Annotated in this window: 24 protein-coding genes; 11 read left to right on the forward strand and 13 right to left on the reverse strand. The window is 69.2% G+C overall.

Annotated features, from left to right (window positions below):
* The 7 genes from H6726_31535 to H6726_31565 form a co-directional block, all read right to left on the reverse strand.
* On the reverse strand, positions 1-665 hold a 665-nt coding region (locus tag H6726_31535; protein MCB9662217.1), incomplete at its 3' end, for a leucyl/phenylalanyl-tRNA--protein transferase.
* Positions 650-1,366, reverse strand: a complete 717-nt coding sequence (locus H6726_31540; protein MCB9662218.1) for a DUF1669 domain-containing protein — start codon at positions 1,364-1,366, stop codon at positions 650-652. The genes H6726_31535 and H6726_31540, both read right to left, overlap by 16 nt.
* Positions 1,363-3,738: an ATP-dependent Clp protease ATP-binding subunit ClpA gene (gene clpA, locus H6726_31545; protein ID MCB9662219.1), complete on the reverse strand. Its 2,376-nt coding sequence runs from the start codon at positions 3,736-3,738 to the stop codon at positions 1,363-1,365. The genes H6726_31540 and clpA overlap by 4 nt, the downstream gene beginning before the upstream one ends.
* Positions 3,738-4,079: an ATP-dependent Clp protease adaptor ClpS gene (locus tag H6726_31550; protein ID MCB9662220.1), complete on the reverse strand. Its 342-nt coding sequence runs from the start codon at positions 4,077-4,079 to the stop codon at positions 3,738-3,740. Before H6726_31550 ends, clpA begins: the two co-directional genes overlap by 1 nt.
* Before the next feature lie 119 nt (positions 4,080-4,198).
* Positions 4,199-4,987: a zf-HC2 domain-containing protein gene (locus H6726_31555; protein MCB9662221.1), complete on the reverse strand. Its 789-nt coding sequence runs from the start codon at positions 4,985-4,987 to the stop codon at positions 4,199-4,201.
* Positions 4,984-5,724, reverse strand: a complete 741-nt coding sequence (locus H6726_31560) for a sigma-70 family RNA polymerase sigma factor (GenBank protein ID MCB9662222.1) — start codon at positions 5,722-5,724, stop codon at positions 4,984-4,986. The genes H6726_31555 and H6726_31560 overlap by 4 nt, the downstream gene beginning before the upstream one ends.
* An 81-nt stretch (positions 5,725-5,805) precedes the next feature.
* Positions 5,806-6,456 carry a polyhydroxyalkanoate synthesis regulator DNA-binding domain-containing protein gene (locus H6726_31565; GenBank protein MCB9662223.1) on the reverse strand — a complete coding sequence of 217 codons (651 nt, stop codon included), beginning with the start codon at positions 6,454-6,456 and terminating at the stop codon, positions 5,806-5,808.
* A gap of 116 nt (positions 6,457-6,572) precedes the next feature.
* Here H6726_31565 and H6726_31570 point away from each other — a divergent pair, with 116 nt between their 5' ends.
* Positions 6,573-7,316: a hypothetical protein gene (locus H6726_31570; GenBank protein MCB9662224.1), complete on the forward strand. Its 744-nt coding sequence runs from the start codon at positions 6,573-6,575 to the stop codon at positions 7,314-7,316.
* 117 nt (positions 7,317-7,433) lie between these two features.
* Here H6726_31570 and H6726_31575 read toward each other — a convergent pair whose 3' ends face one another.
* Together H6726_31575 and H6726_31580 are read right to left on the reverse strand one after the other, a co-directional pair.
* The gene (locus H6726_31575) at positions 7,434-8,030 is read right to left on the reverse strand and encodes a GTPase domain-containing protein (protein MCB9662225.1); all 597 of its coding nucleotides are present in this window, start codon (positions 8,028-8,030) and stop codon (positions 7,434-7,436) included.
* Between the two features lie 9 nt (positions 8,031-8,039).
* Positions 8,040-8,522, reverse strand: a complete 483-nt coding sequence (locus tag H6726_31580) for a roadblock/LC7 domain-containing protein (GenBank protein MCB9662226.1) — start codon at positions 8,520-8,522, stop codon at positions 8,040-8,042.
* A gap of 361 nt (positions 8,523-8,883) precedes the next feature.
* Here H6726_31580 and sppA point away from each other — a divergent pair, with 361 nt between their 5' ends.
* The 3 genes from sppA to H6726_31595 all read left to right on the forward strand — a co-directional run bounded on the left by sppA (position 8,884) and on the right by H6726_31595 (position 12,823).
* Complete coding sequence (gene sppA, locus H6726_31585) at positions 8,884-10,740, forward strand: signal peptide peptidase SppA (GenBank protein ID MCB9662227.1); 1,857 nt, start codon at positions 8,884-8,886, stop codon at positions 10,738-10,740.
* A gap of 97 nt (positions 10,741-10,837) precedes the next feature.
* A complete protein-coding gene (locus tag H6726_31590) occupies positions 10,838-11,422 on the forward strand; it encodes a hypothetical protein (protein MCB9662228.1) in 585 nt (194 codons plus the stop codon).
* 3 nt (positions 11,423-11,425) lie between these two features.
* Positions 11,426-12,823, forward strand: coding sequence for a gliding motility protein (locus H6726_31595; protein MCB9662229.1), 1,398 nt, complete (start codon positions 11,426-11,428; stop codon positions 12,821-12,823).
* 15 nt (positions 12,824-12,838) lie between these two features.
* On the opposite strand, the gene H6726_31600 is transcribed toward H6726_31595, so the two are convergent.
* Both H6726_31600 and H6726_31605 read right to left on the reverse strand, forming a co-directional pair.
* Positions 12,839-13,834, reverse strand: coding sequence for a stage II sporulation protein M (locus H6726_31600; GenBank protein ID MCB9662230.1), 996 nt, complete (start codon positions 13,832-13,834; stop codon positions 12,839-12,841).
* Complete coding sequence (locus H6726_31605) at positions 13,834-14,601, reverse strand: RDD family protein (GenBank protein MCB9662231.1); 768 nt, start codon at positions 14,599-14,601, stop codon at positions 13,834-13,836. The genes H6726_31600 and H6726_31605 overlap by 1 nt, the downstream gene beginning before the upstream one ends.
* Positions 14,602-14,756: 155 nt before the next feature.
* Between H6726_31605 and H6726_31610 the strand changes: the two genes are divergently transcribed.
* The 5 genes from H6726_31610 (at position 14,757) to H6726_31630 (ending at position 20,785) form a co-directional block, all read left to right on the forward strand.
* Positions 14,757-16,655 carry a protein kinase gene (locus H6726_31610; protein ID MCB9662232.1) on the forward strand — a complete coding sequence of 633 codons (1,899 nt, stop codon included), beginning with the start codon at positions 14,757-14,759 and terminating at the stop codon, positions 16,653-16,655.
* Between the two features lie 482 nt (positions 16,656-17,137).
* Positions 17,138-17,626, forward strand: coding sequence for a DUF2752 domain-containing protein (locus tag H6726_31615; GenBank protein ID MCB9662233.1), 489 nt, complete (start codon positions 17,138-17,140; stop codon positions 17,624-17,626).
* 57 nt (positions 17,627-17,683) lie between these two features.
* Positions 17,684-18,829 (forward strand): citrate synthase, encoded by a 1,146-nt coding sequence (locus H6726_31620; protein ID MCB9662234.1) that lies wholly within the window; start codon positions 17,684-17,686, stop codon positions 18,827-18,829.
* A 36-nt stretch (positions 18,830-18,865) separates the two neighbouring features.
* The gene (locus H6726_31625; protein MCB9662235.1) at positions 18,866-19,792 is read left to right on the forward strand and encodes a methyltransferase domain-containing protein; all 927 of its coding nucleotides are present in this window, start codon (positions 18,866-18,868) and stop codon (positions 19,790-19,792) included.
* A gap of 183 nt (positions 19,793-19,975) precedes the next feature.
* Positions 19,976-20,785 carry a 4-hydroxy-tetrahydrodipicolinate reductase gene (locus H6726_31630; GenBank protein ID MCB9662236.1) on the forward strand — a complete coding sequence of 270 codons (810 nt, stop codon included), beginning with the start codon at positions 19,976-19,978 and terminating at the stop codon, positions 20,783-20,785.
* A gap of 81 nt (positions 20,786-20,866) precedes the next feature.
* Here H6726_31630 and H6726_31635 read toward each other — a convergent pair whose 3' ends face one another.
* Entirely contained in the window at positions 20,867-21,550 is a 684-nt protein-coding gene (locus tag H6726_31635) for a hypothetical protein (GenBank protein ID MCB9662237.1), read from the reverse strand.
* On the reverse strand, positions 21,547-22,038 hold the full coding sequence (locus H6726_31640; GenBank protein ID MCB9662238.1) for a UPF0262 family protein: 492 nt from the start codon (positions 22,036-22,038) through the stop codon (positions 21,547-21,549). Before H6726_31640 ends, H6726_31635 begins: the two co-directional genes overlap by 4 nt.
* 253 nt (positions 22,039-22,291) lie before the next feature.
* On the opposite strand from H6726_31640, the gene H6726_31645 reads away from it, so the two are divergent.
* Both H6726_31645 and H6726_31650 read left to right on the forward strand, forming a co-directional pair.
* The gene (locus tag H6726_31645) at positions 22,292-23,122 is read left to right on the forward strand and encodes a HEAT repeat domain-containing protein (protein MCB9662239.1); all 831 of its coding nucleotides are present in this window, start codon (positions 22,292-22,294) and stop codon (positions 23,120-23,122) included.
* Between the two features lie 127 nt (positions 23,123-23,249).
* Positions 23,250-23,867: a hypothetical protein gene (locus H6726_31650; GenBank protein ID MCB9662240.1), complete on the forward strand. Its 618-nt coding sequence runs from the start codon at positions 23,250-23,252 to the stop codon at positions 23,865-23,867.
* The last annotated feature ends 18 nt before the right edge of the window (positions 23,868-23,885 follow it).

Consider the following 23,885-nt stretch of genomic DNA (forward strand, 5'->3'; position numbering starts at 1 on the left):
GCGCCCATGCGTGTGGGGTGCGCCACCGCCTCGCGCAGCACCGCGAGGAAGCGCGCACGCGGCCACTCGACCGCACCGAAGCTGGCCAGGTGCGCGGTCGGCACCTGGCAGTCCACCAGCTCGATGCCCCAGCGCACGAAGTGCGCGAGCGCGGTCACGAACGCCACCTTCGACGCGTCGGGCCGCAGCGCGAACATGGACTCACCGAAGAACGCGCGCCCCAGGCTGACCCCGTACAGGCCGCCCACCAGCTCCTCGCCTTCGTATGCCTCGATGCTGTGCGCAAACCCGAGCCGGTGCAGGCGCGTGTACCCGTCCAGCAGCTCGTCGGTGATCCACGTTCCGTGCTGCCCGGGGCGCCGGACTGTGGCGCACGCCTGCATCACGGCTTCGAAGCGCGTGTCCGCCCGGATGGTGTAGCGCGCCCTCAGCACCTGCTTGCGCAGCGTGCGTCCAACGATCGCGTCCTGGGGCCGCAGCACGAAGCGGGGGTCCGGGCTGAACCACAGGAGGGGCTGCCCCTCCACGGGCCACGGGAAGATGCCCTGGCTGTACGCCAGCAAGAGCCGCTGGGGCGCGGTGTCCCCTCCGATGGCCACCAGCCCCTCGGGGGACGCGCGCTCCGGCGGCGGGAACGCGAGCGCGTCGCTCAGGAGGTAGACCATCGCCCGAGGTCTCCCCAGAGCGCGTCGAAGTCCCGCTGAAAGGACTCGACGAGCCGCGTCTCGCGCGTGACCACGACGTTCTCGCGGTTGTAGAGCGCCGCGCTGCGGGTCCAGTTGTAGCTGCCCGTGACCAGCACCTGCCCGTCGAACAGGGCGTACTTGTGGTGCATGTGGTGCTCGGAGCGGTCCACGCGCAAGGCCACGCCGCTCCGCTCCAGCGCCCGCGCGTCCGAGCCCTCGTCCAGCGCCTTGTCGTTGTCCGTGATGACCCGCACGGACACGCCCCGACGGTGCGCAGCCAGGATGCGCTCGCTGATGTGGTCGTCGGTGATGGTGAAGACGCAGATGTCGGCCGACTGACGCGCCGCGTCCAGGAGCGACCGGATGCGTTCCCGACAAGCCTCCCCAGGGCTGAAGTGCGCCTCGCTGGCAGCGCCGTGGGGAGCGCTGCTGGGGGCGTGGGCCGGCACGACCTTGAGCACGTCCTCGAGCCACTTGAGCAACGCGTGGCCGTCGTTCGCCAGATCGCCAGCGCGCGCCACGTCGAAGGCTCGGTTGCGCACGAAGGCGGCGTCCTCGGCGGACGTCACCACCCGCGCGAAGAGCGCCCCCAGGTCGGTCCGCTCCTCGCGCGACAGGCGTCGATCCTCCGCGCTGTCTCGCAGCACGCGCTCGACCTCCCGCTGCTCGTCGCCGGTCACGCCTCGACGGCCCCGCTGGGCGTCCCCAGCGCGCTTCCAGCGCCAGCGCCTGCGCCCCCGACACCGTCCCCGCCGGGAGTGCCGGCCGGCGGTGCCGCCTCGAACGTCAGCGCGATGTCGTCGTCCGTCACCACCACGCGTACGTGGCCGCCCTCGGGCAGGTCGCCGTACACCAGCGCCTTCGCGATGGGCTTCTTGAGCTTGTTCTCGACCAGGCGGGCCATGGGCCGCGCGCCCATCGTCGCGTCGTAGCCGTGCTCGGCCAACCACGTGAGCGCCTCGTCCGTGAGCGTGAGCGTGACCTGCTTGTCCTCCAGCATGCCGGCCAGCAGCGCCACCTCCTTGTCCACCACGCGCCGGATGACCTCGCGCGACAGCCCGTGGAAGTACACCACGGCGTCCAGGCGGTTGCGGAACTCCGGCGTGAACGTGCGCTCCATGGCGGCCTTGGCGCGCGACTCGCCCAGGCTGCGCTCCGCCGCCTCACCACCGAAGCCCAGCACCTTGGCGGAGGCTTCGAAGGCGCCCGCGTTGGTGGTCATGATCAGCACGGCGTTGCGGAAGTCCGCTTCGCGCCCGTTGTTGTCGGTCAGCGTCGCGCGGTCCATCACCTGCAGCAGGATGTTGAACAACTCGGGGTGGGCCTTCTCGATCTCGTCGAGCACCACGACGCTGTGCGGGTGCTTGCGGATGGCGTCCGTCAGCAGGCCGCCCTGGTCGAAGCCCACGTAGCCCGGCGGTGCGCCGATCAGACGCGAGACCGTGTGGCGCTCGCTGTACTCGCTCATGTCGAAGCGGATGAACTGCACGCCCATGGCCTTGGCCAGCTGCTTGGCCAGCTCCGTCTTGCCCACGCCCGTGGGGCCCGCGAACAGGAACGAGCCCACCGGCTTCTCGTCGGCGCGCAGCCCGGCGCGGGCCAGGGTGATGGCCGTGGTGATGGTCTCGATGGCCTCGTCTTGCCCGAAGATCACGCGCTCCAGCGCGGGGGCCAGGCCGCGCAGCTGCTCGCGCTCCACGGCGGTGACCGACTCGATGGGCACGCGGGCGATCTTGCTGACCACGCGCTCCACCTGGGGCACGTCGATCTTCTTCAGGCGCGCGTCCCCCAACAAGCGGTCGAACGCGCCGGCCTCGTCGATGAGATCGATGGCCTTGTCCGGCAGGAAGCGCTCGGCGATGTGCTTGGACGAGAGGCGCGCGGCCGCGTCCAGCGCGTCGTCGGTATAGGTCACGTCGTGGTGCGCCTCGTAGGACGGGCGCAGGCCCTTCAGCACCTGGATGGTGTCTTCGACGGTGGCCTCGGGGACGTCGATCTTCTGGAAGCGGCGGGCCAGCGCGCGGTCGCGCTCGAGGTGCTTGTAGTCCTGATAGGTGGTGGACCCGATGCAGCGCAGCGTCCCGTCGGCCAGCGCGGGTTTGAGGATGTTGCCAGCGTCCATGCTGCTGCCGGTGGTGGCCCCCGCGCCCACGATCATGTGCAGCTCGTCGATGTACAGGATGGCACCCGGGATCTCGCGCAGGCGCTTCACCACGCCCTTCAGGCGCTCCTCGAACTGCCCGCGGAACTTCGTGCCCGCCACGAGGGCGCCCATGTCCAGGCTGAAGATGCGCGCCTTGGCGAGCACGTCGGGCACCTCACCCGCATGGATGCGCAGCGCAAGGCCTTCCGCGATGGCGGTCTTGCCCACGCCCGGCTCGCCCACCAGCACGGGGTTGTTCTTGCGTCGCCGACAGAGCACCTGCTGCATGCGCTCCAGCTCCACGGCGCGCCCGATGAGCGGATCGATGCGCCCGGCCTCGGCCTCGGCGTTGAGGTCGGTGGTGTAGGCCTCGAGCGGGTCCGTGGCGCTCTGCCCCTCGCCGTCCTCGAGCTCGTCCTGCCCGTCGTCGTCGAACGCGCGGTCGCCGCGGCGGCGGATGATCTTGTCGTTGCTGCCGCCGTGCGAGACGTACTGCTTGAGCGTGAGCGCCGTGAGCCCTTCTTGCTGCAGCACGAAGAGGGCGTGCGAGTCCTCTTCCTTGAAGAACTGGATGAGCACGTGCGCCCCGTCGATGGTGTCCATCTGGGACGAGAGGGCGTGGATGGCGGCGCGCTGGATGACGCGGTCCAGCGACAGCGTCTGCTGGGCCTCGAAGGTGGCCCCAGGGGGCAGGGGGGTCTGCGTCTCCTCCAAGAACTCGTTCAGCCGTGCCCGCATGCGCGCCCGGTTCCCGCCGCAGTCGCTGATGGCCTTGCCGGCGGTGCGGTCGTCGAGGAGCGCCAGGAGCAGGTGCTCCAGCGTCACGTACTCGTGGCGCATGCGTTCCGCCGTCGCGAACGCCTCGCGGAGGGTGTTCTGCAGGTCTTTCGCGATGCTTGGTCCAGCCATCAGTCGTCCGTGTCCTTGGGCTCCTCCTCCGGCTCCATCGTCAGCCGCAGGGGGAACTCGTGCTCAGCCGCAAGTTTCTCTACCGTGTCGATCTTGGTCTCCGCGACCTCTCGCGTAAAGACCCCGGCGACACCGACGCCGTTGTGGTGGACGTGCAACATGACGCGCGTCGCGCTGGCTTCGGTGTGTCGGAACACACCCATGAGCACGAAAACGACGAAGTCACGCGTGGTGAAGTCGTCGTTGTGCATGAGCACCCGGTACATGCGGGGACGCTTGGTCTTCTCGCGGGTGCGCGTCTCGACTACGACGTCGCCGTCATCTTCGAAGGGCTTGGCCATGGACTCAGGGTAGCAGGATGGGCGCACTGAGAAATGCGCGGAGTTTGGCGCCGACGGAACACGAGAGCCCGAGTCCACCGCGCGGGCCCGGGCTCTGGGGGTAGGCCGGTCGAGGCCGTTCAGGGGGACACTTGCGCGGACGCGGCCAGACGCATGAGCGACTCGCGGTCGAGGTCGCCCGTGAAGGCGTAGGTCAGGCCGTCCAGCTGCCGTACCGGTACCGCATACCCGCGCGCGCTGCCGTAGAACAGATCGCGGTCGCCGAGCCGGACTGGCGCGGCCTCGATGGGACCCGCGCTGGACGGGAAGACCACCACCGTCACGCGGCGACCCTGGACTTCGTAATACAGCGCCGCGGCGCGCTCGGCGCGAACCGTGGAGAGCCGCGCGCCGACCAAGCGAGCGTCCTGACGGTCGAAGCGGGCAGGGCGCACCGGAAAGGCGACACGCCCGCGGAAGTACCGCGACACTTGCGTGGGCTCGGCGTCTCGCACGTCCGACGGCAACTCGCTGGAGTGCAGCTGCACCACATCCTCCAGCATGCTCGCGGAGGCCACGTTGGCGTCGTCCGTGACGCCCGTGCCACCCACCACCACGAACAGCGCCGCCGCTGCAGCCATCATCGGGACTGCTTGCTTGAGGGGCACCGGCGAGACCGTGACGAACGGCGCGCGGCGTTGCGCCGGGGCTTGCTGTAGCGCCAACCGCACGCGCTCCTCGAGGCTGCTCGGTGTCACCGTCGCCTCGGCTCGGGCGCGCAGCTCGTGGCGGATGAGGCGGTCGAGCTCGACCAGCTCCTGACAGTCTGCGCACGCGTCCACGTGCCGCTCGAATTCGATCTGCGTCGCGGGGTCGAGCTCGCCGTCGACGAGCGCTCCCATGTGCCGCTGGACCAACTCGCACTTCATGTCGGGTTCGCGTCCTTTCGAGCGCTGTTGGTGGTGCTCCCGCCCGCCGCGGCGAGCAGGGGGCCATGCGCGACACGGGCGACCTGCCGCTCGCGGAACTCCGCCAAAGAGATTGGGGCGTCCGCGGCGTCGTTGGCCACCTCGGGCTGCACGATGCCGAGGGCCAGCGCCTGCTCCATGAGCTCTCCCTGCATGGTCTTGCGGGCTCGGTGCAGCCGCGACATCACCGTGCCGATCGGGCAGCCGACGATGTCCGCGATCTCCCGGTACGAGAGCTCCTGGATGTCCGCCAGCTCGATCATCACGCGGTGTTCTGCCGGGAGGCGCACCAACGCTGCCTCGATCTCGTCCGCGAGCATCTTGCGCTCGACGTCGTCCACCGGGCTACGCAGGCGACGCATGGTGGCGCGGCTCATCGTCGCCTCGCCGACCGGGCGCGCCATCTCGCCGTCGAACACCGCCCGCTCGCGCACGACGCGCCGGTAGCGGTTGATGAACGTGTTGGTCATGATCTTCAGCAGCCACGCCTTGAGGTTCGTCCCCGCTTCGAAGCGGTCGTAGAAGCGGAACGCCTTCAGGAGCGTGTCCTGCACGAGATCCTCGGCCTCCGACGGAGAGCGCGTCAGACGCAGCGCCGCACCGTAGAGGGTGTCGAGGTGGGGCATGGCCTCACGCTCGAACTCGGCGCGCAGCTTCTGGGAAGCCTTGTTGTTGGATTTCTTGGAGAAAATGCCCATGGCTCAGTAGAAACGCCGCTCGGTCACTTCTATTCGCCCCAGCATGCCAGACGTGGACGATTCTGGGCAAACCGGACCGACTCAGGACTCGCTGTCCGCGTCCGGGTCGAGGTCGTCGTCCTCGTGGGCGGGCCGCCCCCCCTCGCCATCCTTGCTGCGGCGCGTCACCGACACGAGGCGATCCTCCAGCTCTTCGATGCGGGACTGCAGTCTCCGCACCTCGGTCTGCAGCTGCTGCACGGTGCCCATGGCGCTCTGCACGATGGACTTCACGCGGTCGTCTGCCTTCCGCTGTAGCTCGTCGAGGGCCTCCTTCGAGTTGGCCATCAGCTTGCGGTCGAGGCGCTCGCCAGCGGGAGGCACGGGGACCGGCTTCGCGGGCGGAGGTTCGCTCGGGCGCGTCGGCTCATCTTCGTCGCGTCGCACCAGCTTGCCCATGGGGCCGTCCATGAAGGTGTTGACGATCCGATCGCGTCCCTCTTGCACAAAGGACCGCAGGCTCGTCAGGGTGCGCCGCTCGTCGCCATTGCGCTCCTCTTCGTAGATGATCTGGGCCAGCGTCACCCGCGTGAGGTCTTCTTTCGACTTGTTGTCGATGATCTGAACGTTCTGCCCCACACGAACGAACTCGGCGATGTCCTGCAGCGTGACGTAGCGGCTCTCGAGCGTGTCGTAGAGCTTCCGGTTCGCGTAGCGCTTGATCACCCGGGGGCTAGCGGCGATCTCGTTCATTCCGGGCATCCTGACTTCACCATGGGCGGCTACAACGCGAGGGGGAATGTGCAAATAGCTCGCAGCGACGCACCGCGTCAAGCTGGCGCGAAGCACGGGGGTTGTTCACTCTCCCCATGATGCGTCAGTCCGCCGCTCACGACCAGAGCGAGTTCGAAGCCCTGGCCCGACGCCTGAGCGGGGTCTCCGACGTCGGGCTGCGTGCCGGCGCCGCGCGACTGACGCTTCAAGGGATCTCGGCGCAGGGGCTCGTGGCGCTGGTCGCCGACGCGCTGCACGCCGTGGTCTCGGCGCGCGCCGACGGTCACGACGTGCTCGCGGCGCTTGGGGCGGCACTCGAGGCGCCCGAGTGGGATGCCTTGCGCGCGCGGGCTGCCCTCGAAGCGCACGGGCGCGTCCCGCTGGCGGCGACATATCTCGTGCCACGCGTCGAGCCTGCCCCCGACGAGCCGATCCCGCGTGTGCCGGACTTCGGCGTGGGCCGCCCCCTGACGCTGGGGGAGCGGAAGGCCGTCGCGCGCGGGCGTCAGCCCGACGTCATCGCGCGGGTCCTGCGCGACCCGGACCCCGCAGTGGTGGCCATCTTGCTCGGCAACCCGGTCCTGGTGGAAGCCCAGGTGGTCCGCTTGGCCGCGCAGCGCCCCGTACGACCTGCCGTGTTGCGTGAGGTGTGGCGCTCCTCCCGCTGGTCCCCGCGACACGCCGTGCGCTTGGCGTTGGTCCAGAACCCGTGGTGCCCCGGGGAGGTGGCGGTTCGGGTGGTGCCGCTGCTCACCCTCAAGGAGCGGCAGGCGGTGAGTCGGAGCGGGGAACTCACACCGGGGTTGCGAGGCTTCGCGGCTGCGCTCACGCGCCCTTGAGCTGCGGCGCCCGAGGGCCGCCAAGCACCCCTCTCCGGCCTACCGAGACGGACGACGAACACGCCACCCAGCGAAGCGCGGCCCCGTGCTGGATGGCGTGACGAGCAACGGCGCGCTTCAGGCGCCCGCGCCGCCCCGCTTGAGCTCTCCGAGCACCAGGCGTGCCACGCCCTTCAGCGTGTCGAACACGCCCTCGCCAGTTGCGGCGCAGGCTTCGTAGTACGGCACGTTGTTGGGGTTGAGCAGCTCCTGCAGCTCCTCGACGGACGCGATGCTGGGCATGTCGCGCTTGTTGTACTGGATGACGTACGGGAGCTTGTCCAAGCTGTAGCCCTGCTCCGCGAGGTTGGTGCGGAGGTTCTCCATGGACTCGATGTTCGCTTCCATGCGGGCGATCTGGGAGTCCGCGACGAACACGATTCCGTCCACACCCTTGAGGATGAGCTTGCGGCTTGCGTCGTAGAACACCTGCCCTGGGACCGTGTACAGGTGGAAGCGCGTCTTGAAGCCGCGGATCTCACCCAGGGCCAGCGGCAGGAAGTCGAAGAACAGGGTTCGTTCGGTCTCGGTGGCCAGGGAGATCATCTTCCCCTTCGCCTCCGGGTTCGTCTTTTGATAGATGTGCTGCAGGTTGGTGGTCTTGCCGCACAAGCCCGGTCCGTAGAAGACGATCTTGCAGTTGATCTCGCGGTTGATGTAGTTGATGAACGACACGATCAGCTCCTAATCGTTGAACAGGTTGTCGATGTCGTCATCGGTGATCTCGGCGAAGGGAGTCTCCTGATTGGGATCCTGCACCTTCTGGAGCAGCGCCTCGAAGATGAGGTTGAGCTGCTCGCTGGCCTTCTTCACGCGCAGCCTCACCAAGCCCAGGCTGGTCTTGTTGTCGAAGATCACCACCAAGATCACCCGGTTGCCGACCAACTGGATGTGGATGTTGCTCTTCTCACCCTCGTGGAACTGGGTGCTGAACTCGTTCTCGCGCAGCAACTTGGCAATGCCGCCCGTGGCGGCGATGTTGCCGGCGGTGAGGGACGCGAGCGAGGTCGTGTCCAGTTGTTCGGTCTCGCCGGCGTTGGCGATGAGTTGGCCGTTCTTGTCGATGATGAATACGACTTGGGCGTTCGCCTCACGAACCAGGCGATCGACGATCGTCTGGATCTGATTGAACTCCTCCTCGTACATCACCATCTGCGGGTTCGTCATGAACTCCTCCTGGCGATCCGTAGCTCGAGTTGGGTGCGCTGCATCGGTACTGACTCCGCCGGCCCCGAGGGACGCTCTTGGTGAGGCGCTCACGGGGGGCGCGGAGCCCAGGTACTACCAGATGCCCCCCCACTCGGTAAAGCCCCAAGCACCCGAAGGCACCCGATCCCCGGCCTCTCACGGCGCGCGGGACGGGGCGCTCCGGCGCGGCCCTGCGACGGGATGCGACGCGCTCCGACGCCACGCGACGTGTGTGCTGGGCCGGGGGGCGTCGCGGGCGCGGGGTCTCGGACCCCTCCCGACTTGTCACTGCCCCGGGGGGTGCGCATGGTGCCGCCTTCCAACTGTGAGGAAGCCCGTCTTGCTGACCACCCCCATCCGCGCCGTCGCCAACGTGCTCAAGGCCCCTCTCTACCCGGTGTACGCCCTGGCGAGGCGCCGCACGCCGCAGGTGGGGTGGCTGCACCTCGAGCTGCGACCGCGGCTGACCGAGTTCCAGAGCGCCTTGCCGAGCCTCGCGCGCTTCGTGCCCGAGCTCGCGCAGCGACAACCCACGGCGTTGTCGGCGCTCCGCCGTCTCGCCCAGGCCGCCAGCAACGACCCCCACGTGCTCGGCGTGCTGGTCGAGCTGCCGCCGCTGGCCACTGGCTGGTCCCGTGCGAGAGGGGTGCGCGACGCGTTCCGCACGCTCCGGGACGCAGGCAAGGAGGTGGTCGTGTACCTGCCCCGTGGTGGGGGCAACCTGGAGCTCTACGTCGCCGCTGGAGCATCGAAGATCATCCTCGGACCCGAGGCGACGTTCATGGCCCTCGGGCTCTCCATGGAGAGCCGCTACATCAAGACCATGCTCGGCAAGCTGGGGGTGAGCGTCGAGCCCTTCGCGCGCAAGGAGTTCAAGACCGCCGCGGAGACCGCCGCCCGCGACGCGATGAGCGAGCCCCAGCGTGAACAACTCGGCGCGTTGCTCACAACGCTCCACGGCGAGTTGGTGGACGCCCTCGCCGCGCGGCCCGCGATGACCCCGGAGCGCGTCGACGCCGTCTTCGCGGCTGGCTTTCTGCGTGGCGAGGCCGCCATCGCGGCCGGCGTCTGCGACGCGTTCGCCTACGAAGACCAGCTCGGCGAGACGCTCGCGCGGCTCTTCCCGAGCCACCCCCGCAAGGCGGCGCCCAAGGCGCCGCGGTGGGGGAAGGGGCCACCGAAGCGCCGGTCGTTGGCCCCTGCGGAACCAGAGGTGGCGCTGCACGGCGCAGGGACGTTCCTCGCGCGGGCGGAGCACGAGTTCTTCTACCGCCTGCGTGACCGCCCCTACGTCGGCGTCGTGCGCGTCCAGGGGGCCATCCGTGACAACGACGAGGACCCCCGCGGGATCCGCCAGACGTTCTGGGCGCTGCGCGCTGCGCGCGAGGACGACGGGTGCGTCGGGGTGGTGCTGCTCGTGAACTCGCCGGGCGGATCGGCGCTCGCGTCCGACCGCATCCACCGAGAGGTCGTCCGGCTCAAGCAGGCGAAGCCGGTGGTCGCTTACTTCGAGGACGTTGCGGCGAGCGGGGGATACTACGTGGCAGCCCCGGCGGATGCGATCGTGGCGCAGCCGGTCTCCATCACGGGCAGCATCGGCGTGGTTTCCGCGCGCCTGCTCGCGCGTGATCTGCTCGCCAAGGTGGGCGTCCACACCGAGGTGCTCCGTTCGGCCCCGCACGCCGACATGTTCAGCCCGGCCAGGGAGCTCGACGACGACGAACGCGCCATCCTCGACACCGAACTCGACGCGTTCTACGCGAACTTCGTGCGGCTCGTCGCCGAGGGGCGCGGCCGCTCCGTGGACGTCATCGAGCCGCTGGCCCGTGGGCGCGTCTGGTCTGGGCGAGACGCAGCGACGCACGGCCTGGTCGACCGGCTGGGGGGCTTCGACGTGGCGTTCGACGAGGTGCGCCGCCGCGCGGACGTGCCAGACGCGCAGCGAGCAGGGCTCGAGCCGGTCGTCCTCCAGATGCGTCCCCTCGTGGGCGACGGCGCGCTGCGGCGGCTGCTGGTCGACACGGACGCTTCCCTCACGGACGACCTCGCGGCGGTGTCGGGCGCGGGCCTCCCTCGCGTCGCCGGCGCGGTGCGTGGGCTCTTGAGTCCCGTTGCGCCAGAGCTCGCCGAGCTGATGGGGCTGCTGGGGGGGGAACAATTCCTCTACTACGCGATGGGCATCCCCGACATCCGATAGTCCCACGCTCACGGTGCGACGAGGATCGATGACGCCGACCCAGTTTCCATTTCGGTCTGGCTCGTCTATCCTCGCGGCCCTGGAGGTCTCTCGATTCATGCACCCTGCGTCGCGCTCCCACACCCCTTCGCCCGCACCGTCCGCCTTCCGCTCCCGTTCTTCGCTGCTGCGCGCCCTCGCGCTGCTGTCCGTGACGGCGCTGGCCGCCTGTGGTGGCAACGGCGCGCGTGGCGTCCACCCCGGTCAGATGCCGCAAGGGGGGTCGTTCCATGGCGCGTGGGTCTCTCCCCAATACGGTGACATGCACCTCTGTGTCACGGGGCGCCACGTGATCGGGTCCTACGTAAAGAACGAGCGCTCGGGGCAGATCCGCGGTGAGGTCGACGGGGACATCCTCTGGTTCACCTGGGAGGAGTCGCGCACGTACGTGCCCGGCAACCCCGTCGAGGTCCACGGGCGTGGCTACTTCCGCCTGAGCCTCAACGAAGACGAAGACAACGTCATCGAGGGTGAGTGGGGCATGGGGGACGATCGCACAGGCGGTGGCCCCTGGACGGCGACCAAGCGCCGCCGCCAAGGACCCGACACGTGTGATGGCAGCCGCGCGACGGCGACGGGTCGCGAGATCAGCTGGGACGAAGACGCAGAGGAAGGCGCATCGTCGTCCGACGACGAGCTCTGAGCCTTGGCGCAGGTCAACCCGCTCACCCGCGAGCTGCTGGTCAAGCTCGTCTACTACGGGCCCGGGCTCGGTGGGAAGACCACATCGCTCCAGCGCATCCACCAGGCGTCACCGGCTGAGACGCGAGGTCAGATCGTGTCTCTCGCCACGCCCGTGGATCGCACGCTGTACTTCGACTTCTTGCCGCTGCGAGCCGCCAGCGTCCGGGGGCATCACGTCCGGCTCCAGCTCTTCACCGTCCCCGGTCAGGTGTACTTCAACGCGACCCGCAAGCTCGTGCTGACAGGAGCGGATGGCGTTGTGTTCGTGGCGGACTCGCAGCGAGAGCGCCACGACGCCAACCTCGAGAGCCTCGAGAACCTGATGGCCAATCTCGAGACGCATGGCCGCGGCCTCGGCGAGATCCCCCTCGTGTTGCAGTACAACAAACGGGACCTACCGCACGTGATGGACATCGAGGAGCTCGACGAATCGCTCAACCCTCATGGGGCGCCCGCGTTTCCGACGTGTGCAGCAGACGGCGAGGGCGTGCTGCAGGCGCTCGACGCTCTGGTGCAGGCCGTGATGGACGACCTGGAGGGGCGCCAGCTGCTCGGCGCCGAACCGAAGCCGCGCGTCGAGCCAGAGTTCCACCGGGTCGAAGAGGCGCTCGAGCACGAGATTGGACGCGCGAGCGCAGAGGTGTGGCGTGCGGACGAGGAGCGCGGGTATCCCACCGACCCGCCGCCGCGTTCGTTCCAGACGTACGACACGAGCGAGCGCTACGACTTCGAAGACCTTGACGACTCCGTCGCTGTGGTGCCGGACGCCGCACCCGTCATCCCTCTCGGCGCGCTGCGGCCCATGGCCGACCCGCTGGAACTGGGTAGCGTGGGGACGGCGGGTGGCGGGGCGACCCGGATCGATGGCGCCGCGGAGGAACCCGGAGCGTATGGGGCGGGCGAGGATCGCGTCAGCCGCGTGACGTACACCCGAGACGCCAAGACGGTCGCCCCCCCACGCCTTGTGTCGGAACCCCCGAGCAGGCCAGCGCTCACCACCACGCCGCTCCCCGTTGGCGGACCGAGCTGGGCGCCGCTCTTCGACGGGGAGGCCGCTGGGGTCCGGCTGGTCGAGCTCGATCTGTCCGAGGGGCGCATCGCCGAGGCGCTGGCTCGGCTGGACGGACTCGTGCAGCGGACGCTCCGTGATGTCGCCGAGCGGCTCGAGCTACCGGACCAGGGGCGACACGGTGTGCTCGTGGCGTCCTTGCTCGGCATCTCGCCCAGCCGTTGGGTCCGCTTTCGCGACGTCTGCAGTCGGGCGCGAGCGGGGCAGACGCTCGAGGGCCGCGAGGCGCTATCGGCGCTGGCGCTCTTGGTCGAGCTCCGCGAGCGTCAGGTGGAGCTGGCGAGCGGCTGACGCGCAGGGCGAGCGTCAGGAGCGCGTCTTCGAACCCTCTCGGCGACCTGCGGCGAGCAGGTACGCATAGAGCCCGACGCCGACCACCCCTGCGAACGTGAGCTTGGCCCAGTAGGGGAGCGTGGGGGCGTGGATCTGACTGATCGTGCCTTCGATGACGCCCGCGAGGACCAAGATGGGCATGCCGCCGACTACCAACAGGACGGCCTGCTGGGCTTCCGCGCGTAGCGCTTGGCCACGGCGCCGCCGCCCTGGGACCAGCATGCCTCGTCCCAGCATGAGCCCTGCGCCTCCGGCGATGAAGATCTGGGTCAGCTCGGGGATCCCGTGTGGGAGGATCCATGCCCAGAAAAACAGCCCCTGGCCCGCCATGTGGTACTGCATGGCCAACGCCCCCAGCGGGAGTCCGTTGTAGAACAGCACCAGGGCCGAGCCCACCCCGAACGTGACGCCCAACGCGAACACGAAGAAGGTGACCTTGATGTTGTGGGTGAACAGGAACGCCGAGAACACGGACGCCTCCCCCGCTCCCGCCACGTGTCCCTCGTCACGGCCGACTCGCTCGTCGGGCGAGAAGGCCTGGTGCTGCTCCGGGATGAGCACGGCCCGCGACCCGGGGTCGAGCGCGATGCCCACCGCTCCGACCACGGCGCCCGCGAAGAGCAGGGCCGCTGACACGGCGATGACCTTCCACTCCCTGCGAAACAGGATGGGGAACGCGCGCGCGAAGAATTGCCACAGGCGCCGGTCGCGCCGATCGTTCGTGGCGTAGACGACGGCGTAGGCGCGCGCGACGAGCGCGTTGAGATAGTCCACGAGTGCGGCGTCCACGCGCTCCGTGCGTGCGAGTAGCAGGTCGCTCGACGCGGTACGGTAGAGCTTGGCGAAGCGTCGCACGTCGTCCAGCGACTGCGTGCCAGGGCGGCGCTCCATGTCCAGCACGAGCGCCTCGAGGCTGCGCCACCCCGGGGTCCGCTGTGTGATGAAGCGGTTGACGTCGAAACCCTCCATCAGGCGCCGGCCCCCGAGAGCACGAGGGCGGCGATGTTGAGCACGTAGCGCTCGGCGGAGAGCTGCGGCGGGCGAGGCAGGCCGAGCCGCACCTCGAGGTGGGTCGCCAGCTGCTCGAACAGGTCGTGGCGCACGTGCAGCGGCAGCGTGTCGCGGCGCATCCCGAGGGCGACCATGGCGTCACGCTCCGGTGCCGTCACGCGCCGCACCGCGTGTCGCACGTTCGGGTCGTCCATGAACGTGTTGTACCGCAGCGCCGGGGGCACGACCGTCGCGGGCGCTGGCAGGGTACGCTCTCGGACGACGATCGTTCCGGCGGCGAGGTCCCCCAGCCGTCGACCATGGCGGTCGAGCACCATGGCCGCGCCCCCGACCAAGTAGGCGACGGGGAGCAAGTCCACCATGCGCACGAGGTTTCGGATGACCGCCTGTGGAAAGGTGATCCGGAGGCCGCTCAGCTGCAGGACGCGCAGCCCGAAGAGCCGCTTCCCAAGGGTCTGGCCTCGCAACCACCACTCGAGCAGGGCGCCGTACCACCACAGCACCACAAACGAAGTGACGAGCATGATGACGCCCGCGACCGCACCCAGCGCCGGTCCGCCGAACGACACGGCGATGCCGACGACGGAGAGGAGCACCGACATCGCCACCAGATCGACGAGCCACGCCGCCGCGCGGGTGCTGGGGCCCGCCAGCTCGAACTGGAACGTGACGTTCTCGGGCGTGGTGACCGAGACGGTCTCGTGGATGTCGCGCAGCTCCCGCATCGGGTCGCGCCAGCATGCCCTCTCGCGTGTCATCTCACAATCACTCGGCGCAGACCTTGGACGAACCCAAGGCTGGGGGTATGCTCGTGGTCTACGGATTGGCGCGGGGGCTCCTTGCCTCTGTGTCACGTCCACAGGCGCAGATTGGGAAACGAATGGCGAGCCCCTGTCCGAGGTGTGAGTACCAAAACGTCGATGACGCCAAATTCTGTCATCAGTGCGGCGCGATGCTGGAGCAGGAGGCCGTCGAGGGGGTGGACCCGCTGGTCGGACGCATCCTCTTGGGCCGCTATCGCATCACGAAGCTGCTCGGCGAGGGCGGCATGGGCAAGGTCTACTTGGCCGAGCAGAAGATGGGCACCGCCACGCGGTCGGTCGCCATCAAGACGCTGCACTCCGAGCTGAACAGCGATCCGCAGCTCGTGGCCCGCTTCCATCGTGAGTGCGAGACCGTGATCGACCTGCACCACCCCAACACGGTGCAGTTCTACGACTTCGGCGAGCTCGAGGACAAGACCCTCTTCATCGTCATGGAGTACATCCAGGGCGAGGACCTGGCGCACACGCTCCAGCGGGGGGCGATCGAGCCCGACCGTGCGGACCGCCTGCTGATCCAGATCTGCGGGTCGCTCTTCGAGGCGCACAACATGGGCGTCGTGCACCGCGACCTCAAGCCGGAGAACGTGCTCCTCACGCAGCGTGGGGGTCAGACCGACTTCGTCAAGGTGCTGGACTTCGGCATCGCGAAGCGCAACGAGGCCGAGGACGAGTCGCAGGCCAAGCTCACGAAGCAAGGCATGGTGCTGGGTACGCCGCCCTACATGAGCCCGGAGCAGTTCAGCGGTCAGTCGCTGGATGCGCGCAGCGACATCTACTCCCTGGGCGTCATGACCTACGAGATCCTCACGGGTCATCTCCCGTTCGAGGCACGCACGCCGTGGGAGTGGGCTACCAAGCACCTGACCGCGCCCCCCACGCCGATCGAGACGTACCCTGGCGGCGCCTCGCTCCCGCCGCGCAAGAAGGCCGCCATCATGCGCGCCCTCGCGAAGAACCGAGACGACCGACACGCGACCGTGATGGAGTTCCTGAACGACTTCACGGGCATCCAGGACGCGCAGGCTGCGTGGACGATGGCCACCAGCGCCGGCATCGCGGCGGGGACGTCCGCGTCCAACCCACCGATGAACACGGCGCCGCAGATGCCAGTGTCGCGCCCCTCCGTGGGCACGCCGCAGCCCATGCACAGCCAGCCGGGCAACCAGCCGCTCTATCCGAGCCAGCCTGGCACGCACGCGAGCTCCGGGCCCGGGAGCATCGGCTACGACCCCACGCAGACGGGGGGTCTCTACCAGACGGGACCACAGCCCGCTCAGGGCGGGGGGATGGGCCGCTGGCTCGCCATCGCGGCTGCGCTGGTCGTGTTCGTCGGGGGGGCGGGCGCGGTCATCCTGGTGTGGGTGCTGTCGCAGACGTCCGACCCGACGGCGGTGGCGCAGCCGCAGCCCGTCGCGCCGCCGCCTGGTGCGCAAGTGGCCGTGCCCACCGCGACGCCGCAGCCGCCTGCTGTCCCGCCACAGCCTCCCACCCAGGTGCAGTCGCCCACGCCCACCGCCACGCCACCCGCCGAGGTGCCGACGGCGACGCCTCCACCCACCACCGTCGAGGCCACCCCCACCCCGGAACCTGCCGAGGAGCCCGAGGAGCCCGAGACCACGTCGGGGCGCAGCTCCGGCCGCAGCTCGAGTTCGGGGTCGTCCGGCGGCGACCGCGCGGCGGGGCAGGCGGCGCTCGCCTCTGCGCGCGCCGCCGTGGGGCAGAACGACGTAGAGCGCGCGATCTCCGCTCTGCGGACTGCTCAGCGTGCGCTCGGAAGCAGCGACAGCGACGTCGCGTCCGTGCGGAGCCAGCTCGCCCAGCGCGGCGGAACGAAGGTCGGCATCTTGATTCAGATGGGTCGCTGCGATCAGGCGCGGGCGCTCTACCGTCAGCTGCGTGGCGTCAACGCGGCGGGCAGCGCCCGCCAGCACTTCGGCGATTGGTGCCGCCCCTGATGTGGTGTTCAGGGTCTGGGCAGAATCGCCTTGCACCCGTCGCAGGCCGGTGGGAATACTCCGGCATCGTTTCGATCCACCACAGGGATCCAGGTCGCTTTGCTGGTGAGCCGGAAACTTGACGGCTCACCCCCTCCAGCACTACTCCGACGGATGGAACCGCAAAGTCTCGTGACCTGACAACCCCGGCCGATGTCGTGAAGGCCGCCCCCAGAGGGCCCGCGACGTCACCGGGGGGAGAGAGTCGTCAATGGCACACCGAATGACGTGGGATGAGATCTGCTCCAACCCGGAGTGCAAGGGCCGCTGGGTGGCTCTGCGTGGCTGTTCGTATGACGATCTCGGCCGCGCCTGTGGGGGTGACCTGGTCGACGTAGACAGCGACCTCGCCGAGCTGTGCAACCGGGTCCGCGACGCACATCGTAAAAACTGCGCCATTCTCTTCTGCGCCAACTGACGCGCCGCCGCGGAAGCTGCCGAGCATGACGCAGCAACCCGACCGGGCTCCAAGCTATTCCCCCACGCCAGCGGACCGCTCGCACAGCTCCAGTGTCAAGAGCGCGTGGACGATCGCCACGATCGGGGTGGGCGTCGTCCTGATCGTCCTGATTGGGCCGTTCCCCACATGTTTCTTCAAGGTGGCGTTCGGGGCACCCTGTCCAGGGTGCGGACTCACACGGGCGACGTTGGCGATGCTCTCCCTCGACTTCGCTGGGGTGTATCGCTTCCACCCGCTTGCGCCCGTGGTGAGTCCCGTCCTCGGGTGGGTCCTGCTGCGACCTCTCTTGGTGCGGGTCGGGATCGTCTCTCCGGACTGGCTCGTGCCTCGAGGGCGACTGTTCACGGCGCTCCTCGTCGGGCTGGTGATCGCGCTCTGGGTGGTATACGCCGTACGCTTGACGGGCGGCCTGGGGGGCCATCCGGACCCGGTGACGTTCCATGACGGCTGGGTCACTCGGTGGTGGTTCTAGCGTGCATGGTGCGGACATGCGCGCTATGGACCGCTCAACGTAGAGAGAGGTCGACACATGGCGGATAGGTCCGAGTTCAGTCCAGGTCTCGCGGGAGTGCCCGCAGCACGCTCCAAGGTGGGCTACATCGATGGCTCAGTCGGCAAGCTCCAGTACCGGGGCTACCCCATCGAGGTCCTCGCCGAGCGCTGCACGTACGAAGAGGTCGCGTTCCTGCTGGTGAACGGCCACCTGCCGACCCAGGCCGAGCTCGACAAGTTCAGCGCCGAGCTTGCGAGCGAGCGTCGGCTCAAGTTCCGCATCATCGACGTGCTGAAGACCCTCCCCGAGAGCGGCCACCCGATGGACGCGTTGACGGCCGCCGTGGCTGCGCTCGGCATGTTCTACCCTGGCGACCACGTGGTGGACCCGGAGTTCCGCCGCCTGAGCGTCATCCGCCTCATCGCGAAGCTGCCCACCGTGGTGGCGGCTTGGCACCGCATCCGCCGCGGGGACGACCCCATCAAGCCGCGCATGGATTTGGGGCACGCCGCGAACTTCCTCTACATGCTCGAGGGCGAAGAGCCCGAGGAGCTTCCAGCGCGCGTCATGGACGTCGCGCTCATCCTCCACGCGGAGCACTCGATGAACGCCTCGACGTTCACGGCGCGTGTGGTGGGCTCCACGCTCACCGATCCGTACGCGGTCGTTGCCTCCGCCGTGGGCGCCCTCGCCGGTCGCCTGCACGGTGGCGCGAACGAGCGGGTGCTCGAGGTGCTGCGCGCCATCCCGGACACCACGCCCACGGGGGTGCGCAACTACGCCGAGGATCGCCTTGCCCGCAAGGACAAGATCATGGGCTTCGGGCACCGCGAGTACAGCGTGAAGGACCCGCGCGCCACCATCCTGCAGGGCCTCGCCACGCGCCTCTTCGCCGAGTACGGCAACACGCCGGTCTACGCCGTCGCCGTCGAGCTCGAGAAGCAGATGGAAGAGCTGGTCGGCCGCAAGGGCATCTACCCCAACGTCGACTTCTACAGCGGCATCGTCTACGAGAAGCTCGGCATCCCCGTGGACCTGTTCACGCCGGTGTTCGCCATCTCGCGCGTCGCGGGTTGGCTGGCGCACCTGCTCGAGCAGCTCGAGGACAACCGCATCTACCGTCCCTCGCAGGTGTGGGTGGGCGACGTGGACGTGCCGTTCGTCGAGATCGGCAAGCGCTGAACGCGCGACGGGCGGGCTCGGCTGCCCGCTCCGACCATGGCGACAGCTCACCACAGTACCGCGGAGGCCGCGCTCGCGGTCGCGCTGCTCGGCTGCCCAGCCTGCGCCGGACGGCTCTCGTCCGTCGCGGGTGAGCACGAGACCACGTGCTCGTCGTGCGGTGCCGAGTACCCCGTGGTAGCAGGGGTCCCCTTGCTGCTGGCCGATCCCGTGGGCTACGTCGCCGAACACCGCGCTGCGCTCTTGGCCGCCCTGGTGGAGTTCACGGAGCTCGACCCCCTCGATGTCGCCACTGTCGAGCGCTGGGCGCGACGTCGCGGGGCCGTGACGCAGCGGCTCTTCGACGACGACTTCACGCGCGACGAGGAGGCCGGGGACCAGACGCCCGTCGCGTCCTTCAGCGAGGCGTTCGACGGGTTTCTGAAGGACGCCGCGGTCCGTACACCGCTCGCGGAGCTCCTGCGTCTGCACGGAAGACCGCTCGGGCGCACCGTCGAGGTGGGGTGTGGCGCCGGGGCCTCCAGTGCCGCGCTCGCGGCACGCTCTGACGGGTTGGTCATCACGGACCGCTCGTTCCGCGCCGTGCTGCTGGCGCGAGACCATGCGCGACGCGACCCCCACGTGGTCGTCGCTGCCGTCATGGATGCGGAGCAGCTGGCGCTCCGGGCCGCTGCGTCAGAGACAGTCGTCGCGCTCCACCTGGTGGACGTCCTGAGCGATCCTTTGGCGTTCTTGGAGGGTGCCCACGAGGCGCTGGCACCCCGCGGGGCGCTCCTCCTGAGCACACCGGACCCCGCGCTCGGGCTACAAAATGGCCCCCCGGAGATCCTCGGGCAGCTGGCCGGCGAGGCGCGCTTTCAGATCGCGGGTCGTGCGGACCACGTGCCCTGGCTGCGGGTGCACAGCGCGCGCGAGCTTCAGGTGTTCTTCGTGCAGGTGATGGCGCTGCTGCGTCCACGCTGACACGCGGCGATCTCGCACCGCTGAAGCCTTGGGCCGCCGTCCCTGCCGGGTGCTCGAGTCGAGGGCGCTCGCCACGGGTGACGCCGTGCTCGACGGCGCTCTGTTCTTGGACGACCACGGCGCGTCGCGACCGCACTCCGCGCGGGCGTTGACGCGCCGCGCGCCATCTGACACGACGCCCGCATGAGCCTCCAGGTCACGATGCACGGCGCCGCAGGGCGCATGGGGCGCGCCATCATTGGTGTGCTGGACGAGTCCCAGGACGCGGCGCTGCGTGCTGCCGTGGAGCACGCGCAGGCGAAGTGCCTCGGCACGGATGCCCACGTACTGGCGGGGCGCGCCGCGCGTGGTGTCGTGGTCGGGAGTGACCTCGCGGCAGCGCTCGAGGGTTCCCACGTCGTGATCGACTTCAGCCTACCGGTCGCGACGGAGAGCGTCGTGGCGGCGTGTCGCGCTGCGCGTGTGCCGCTGGTGCTCGGCACGACTGGCCTCGGTCCCGAGCAGAAGGCCGCCGTGCAAGCCCTCGCGCGCGAGCTGCCGGTCGTGTTCGCCCCCAACTACAGTCAGGGCGTGACCGCGCTCTTTCACCTCGCGAAGCGTGCGACCGAGCTGCTCGGCCCAGCGTTTCAGGCGGAGATCACCGAGATTCATCATCGCCACAAGGTGGACGCGCCGTCGGGCACCGCTGTCCGACTGGCAGAAGTCGTGGCGCAAGCCAAGGGGGTCGAGCTCGCCGAGGCGGGCGTCTACGGACGGGAAGGGCAGGTCGGGGCCCGCACGCTGGACGAGCTTGGGGTTTTCGCGCTGCGCGGCGGGGACGTCGTGGGGGAGCACACGCTGTTCTTGTTCGGCGAAGGAGAGCGCATCGAGATCACCCACCGCGCGACCGACCGCACCATCTTCGCGCGCGGCGCGGTTCGAGCTGCGACCTGGGTCGTAGGCAAGCCACCCGGGCTCTACGACATGTTCGACGTGATGGGTGTCGCGCGCTGAGCCGTCCCCGCGGTGGGGTCACCCAGTCCTCGCCCATCGGAGCCCGGACCATCACCCCACGCCCGAAGCTGCTCTGCGGCGTCAGGCGCGCTGGTGTGGCATGCCCGCTGCCCCCGCGTGGACCCAGTTGAGCACGGCGGTGGCCGCGGCGCGGGATGCGTCGCGGTGGTATCGCTGCCAGTCGGTCTCGGCGTGCTGACCCAATACGTGCGACACGCCCAAGGCGACCCCGAAGGGCACGTTCATCAGCTGGCAGGCCTGCGCCACGGCGAACGCCTCCAACGACTCGGCGGCACAGCCGAGCTGCCCGGGAACGCTGGAGGCGAACTCGGGATCGCGCGTGTCCGACAGAGGGCAAGCCAGCTTGACGCGGTGGACACGAGTGCGTTGGTTCCCCAGCAGGCCAGCGGTCATCGCGCTAGGCGCCTCGATCTGGGTCTGCATCGGGGTGGGATACACGGCGTGGCCGCCGCGCACTGCGTGGTCCAGTAGGCGCAGCTCCTCGGCCACGACGACGTCCAACGGCTGAAAACCCGGTTGACCAGGGTAGATCCCGGCGGTGCCCACCAACACCACGGCCCGGGGCCCGAGCTGCACCAAGCGCTTCGCGGTCCACGCCCCCGCGACCCCCATGCCGACCCCGCACACCTTGGCGCTCACCGTCAGCCCGAAGACCGAACCATGCAGCGCTTGCCCCAGGTGGTCGCGCAGCCCAATCAAGGCGGGTGGGTGCGCCCCCACGACCAGCACGTCGACTGCGCTCATCCGATCCTCCGATGTCCATGCACTCCGTGCAGGCGGGTCGTGTCCACTCGGATCGAGAGCAGCAACGTGAACAGCCGCCGCGCCGTGTCGTGGTCGATCCCCAGGGGCCGCAGCTCTCGCTTCAGCGTGCGAGCGATCTTGTCGTGGGTCGCCTTCTTGGCCATGTCGAGCGCCTCGAGGCGCATGACACCGCCCCCGTCTTGGTCGAGGCTCGCGATCTGACGCACCAAGTCCACGTACTCGTGGATGCCATCGCGAAGGGTGTGGTGCAACACACGCGCCTCGGCCAACGCCGCCCCGTGGGCGTCGTATAGCGTCAGGGCGAACTGCTGCTCCGTGTGGGCGATGCTCAAGACGTCGCCCCCCTCTGCGACGACCGCGTGGCCGGGCTCGAGGAGCTCCTGGACGTTCGCCTCCCACTCGATCTGGCGGACCTCGCTGGCCGCTGCGAGCGTCTCGGCGTCGATGACGATGTCACGGAGAGACATGTTGGCGAGGGTATCAGGCTTTCAATCACGACGGCTTGATCCATTGTCAGGGTTTCTGCCTATTCCCTCTGGAAAGAAGGGCTCGATCGGGCGATACTCTGCTCGTTCGCCGCGAGGTGAACATTCATCCGTGGCCGACGTCGGAGACGCGGCGCCCGAGGTCGTTCGGGCAGCGACACGGACACTCGAGGAGCACGCTGGTATGGCGCGACGCGATGGAACGCGACGACTTAATGGCACTTGGCTCGCGCTCTTGGGCGCGCTCGTGCTGGCGTCCGCCGTCGCGAGCGCGCAGTCGGATCGCACGCAGTATTTCATCGACCTGCTCGGCACATCGACGTCGTTCAGCGTGCGCGCGCAGGCCGCCCTCGCGCTCGGCCGCGTGCCTCCGTCCAACGATGTGCGGACCGCGTTGACGGCGGCGCTGCGGGACGAGGCGCCCGCCGTGCGCGCGGCCGCCGCGTCCGCCATCCAACGCCAGGCAGACACGCAGCTCCTCGCGACGCTCCGGTCCGCGGTGCAATCCGAGCGCGACCCCACCGTGCGTGATGCAGAGCGTCGCGCGATCGCGAGCTTGGAGTCTGCCGGAACGAGCGGGAGCAGCAGCGCGACCGCGTCGACCGGCTCGACGACCACACCGCGGAGCACGGGGACCCCGCGCTACTACGTCGCCATCGGGCAGCCGGGCGACAACTCGTCGGCGCTCAGCGCAACCCAGGTCGCGTCCCTGCAGCGCTACATCACCGATCAAGTGGGGGGTGTCGAAGGGGTCGTGCTGGCCCCCGCGGGCGAGACCCCAGCGGCCGGGACGCGAGCGCTCCGCTCCAACCGCCTGGTCGGCTACTTCATCGACGCCTCGGTGGTGAGCGTCGAGGAGGCCGCGGACGGAACGTCGGCCCGGGTCTCGGTCATCCTCGCGACATACCCAGGGCGCGACATGCGGGCGATGCTCAGCGGTTCGGCGCGGGTCCCCAACGCGCGCGGCGCCGACGCCGTCCAGCGCGCGGTGCAGGGGGCTGTGCAGGGCGCTCTGCGGCGACTGTCACAGGCCATGGAGGCCAGCGGGGCACGTGCCTCGCGCTGAGCGAAAGCCTGAGCGACTCACCATCGTGAGGGCGACGTGACCGAGAAGTTGAGGCCCTGGGCGCTGCGGCATACGATCCCCGCAGCCGCGCTGGCCGGTGCGGTGGCTCCCGACGGATGAACGACACATGACCTCCCAGGCCCCTTCAGCCAGCCCGCCCAAAGGCGGAAAACCAAAGCGTCACCTCCGCAACTACCTGCTGGATCCGCGTTTCCAGCTCAAGTACACGGGCATGGTGGTGTTGGTGACCGTCGTGGTCGCCTCGGTTCTGGGGACGTTCGCGTACAGGTCGTCCAAGGCGCAAACGGAGAGCCTCACGATCCAGATGGCGATGATGGACCTCGATGGGTCGCTACAAGGCAGCCTGGAGGAGATGTCTGCGGAGCGCGATCGGGAAGTGCTCCTCAGCATCGTGGGGGGTATCGTGCTGATGGGCCTCGTGCTCGGCTGCACCGGGATCGTCGTCACCCACCGCCTGGTGGGCCCTGCCTACAAGCTTCGTCTGCTCATCCACGAGGTCGCCAGCGGCAAGCTGAAGATCATGGGCAAGCTCCGCAAGGGTGACGAACTGCAAGAGGTGTTCGAGGCGTTCGCGGAGATGATCACGTCCCTCCGGGCAGCCCAAGCGAAGGAGATCGCCGAGCTCGATGCGGCCATCGCACACGCGCGCGAGGCGGGTGTCCCAGCGGAGCAGCTGGTGGCGCTCGAGGGCGTCCGCGATCGTATGCAGGCCGCGATCGACTGATACGGACGCCGCCGTCGG

Source organism: Sandaracinaceae bacterium (assembly GCA_020633055.1).
Lineage (GTDB): Bacteria > Myxococcota_A > Polyangia > Polyangiales > Houyiibacteriaceae > JADJJE01.